The organism is uncultured Methanofollis sp., from assembly GCF_937919355.1.
Classification (GTDB): Archaea; Halobacteriota; Methanomicrobia; order Methanomicrobiales; family Methanofollaceae; genus Methanofollis.
In genome coordinates, this window is sequence record NZ_CALFSA010000218.1 from 1 (window position 1) to 1,721 (window position 1,721).

Sequence of the window (1,721 nt, forward strand, 5' to 3'; positions counted from 1 at the left end):
CCCAGGCCGGGTCTTCGGCGCAGATAGCCGCCGTCCGGCAGACATACGGCGCCACGAACGCAAACATCCCGGTGATCAGGAAGAGAGTGCGGCTGCTTGCCGAAGGCTACGGGCTGCCCCTCCCCGGCGGCGGCCATGCCTTCCCGACGGCCGACGAACTGGCGTCGTCGACCGAGTGCTCCCTGAGGGAGGGGTGCGTGATGGGCTACCGGGCGCCGTATGTCTGCCGGACGGCGGCGATCTGCGCCGAAGACCCGGCCTGGGCGGAGAGGGCCGCCGAACTCCCGTATGAAGAGGCGAGACAGGAACTCCTCCGATTCCCGGGCGTCGGCCCGAAGGCCGCAGACTGCATCCTCCTCTTTGCCTTCCAGAAGTACGAGGCCTTCCCCGTGGACGTGTGGATACGGCGGATCATGCGCCGCTCCTACCTCCCCCACCTCAGAGAGGAGGGGGCGATGACCGCAAGGGAATACCGCGAGATCAGGGACTTCGCATGGGGGCACTTCGGCAGGTACGCCGGGTGGGCGCAGGAGTACCTCTACTGCGTGCGGGACGGGGCCTGACCCCGGAACACCGTGATCTCAGGCGGGCAGTTGATGCGGATGCCCATGCCGAAAAACGGCGTGGTGCCGATGCCGCGGCTGACATAGACGGTCCTTTCTCCCTCCTCGACCAGGCCGGCCGAGGGGTCGTAGCCGAACCATGCCGACGGTTTCCCGAGGAGGGGCAGGTCGACCTGCCCGCCGTGGGGGGGGCCGCAGAGGATGAGGTCGGCGTCCCAGGCCGCCCGGCATTCGGGTTCGTGGATGAGGACGATGCGGCAGTCGGCGTCGGGCAGGTCCGCGGGGAACCGCGCCCTCCCTGCAAGGCCGTCGTCGAGGCCGACGATCACAACAGTGCTGTTCCCGACCTTCTCTGTCGCGTAGTCGTTCCTGAGCACAGTCACACCTGCCTCTTCGAGGCGGGCGCAGACTGCATCGGCGAGGGCGGTCTCGGCCGCACCGTCGGCAAGGGGTGAGAGGTCGTAGCCTCCGACGCTGAAGTTCGCCTCCTTCAGCGCCCCCTCCCGCCCGCGGCTGGAGAGACCGTAGTCGTGGTTGCCGGGCACGGCGTACACCGGCGCCCTGATATCGACAAGGGGGGAGAGGTCTGGCACCCCCTCACTCCCGTACCCCGCGACAAAGTCGCCTGTGATGAGCACAAGGGAGGGATCCAGGGCGTTCGTCTCCCTGACAGTCCTCTCGATGAGGCCGCGGTTGCCCCCAGAGATATGGAGGTCTGAGAGGAGGACGATCGTGCCGGGCACCCCGGCCACGGTGACGGGGGTGACCGTAAGGTCTTCCGCACCGGCGGTGCCGCAGGCAATGCATCCGAGAAGGAGAAGGAGAACAAAAAGGACCGCTGCAATCGGGCGGGCATAGGGCACCATGCTTCACGCGGTCATCGGGAAGGGGGATAACGGTTTCCGCACCTGTCAGTTGTACGGGACCCTCTCGCTCCACCCGGCCTCGTCGAGGAGGTGCTTCAGGAGGGCAACCCTCTGTGTCTGTTCCTCGATCCGATTCTGGTAATAGGTGAGAGTCTCCCCGGCGTCGTCGGGCGTTGCGATGACGAAGACGTGGTCCGGCCCTGACGCCCCGAAGAAGACACCCTGCTGCTCCAGCGGTTGGAGTACCTCCTTCTTCCACTCCTCGTGGCTGATCTCGTAGCCCCCGGCAAGG

2 protein-coding genes and 1 pseudogene are annotated in these 1,721 nt (G+C 66.8%); 1 reads left to right on the top strand and 2 read right to left on the bottom strand.

The window, feature by feature from the left end:
• Positions 1-563 (top strand): annotated as a pseudogene (locus Q0520_RS10680) (8-oxoguanine DNA glycosylase); the annotation flags it as partial.
• On the opposite strand, the gene Q0520_RS10685 reads toward Q0520_RS10680, so the two are convergent.
• A complete protein-coding gene (locus Q0520_RS10685) occupies positions 539-1,429 on the bottom strand; it encodes a metallophosphoesterase (RefSeq protein ID WP_298669927.1) in 891 nt (296 codons plus the stop codon). The pseudogene Q0520_RS10680 and the gene Q0520_RS10685 overlap by 25 nt on opposite strands.
• Before the next feature lie 45 nt (positions 1,430-1,474).
• The coding region (locus Q0520_RS10690; protein ID WP_298669929.1) for a hypothetical protein at positions 1,475-1,721 on the bottom strand (247 nt) is incomplete at its 5' end.

Coding starts and splice junctions, on each gene's coding strand:
- Q0520_RS10685 (WP_298669927.1), bottom strand. CDS start 1,429: ATGGTGCCCTATGCCCGCCCGATTGCAGCGGTCCTTTTTGTTCTCCTT.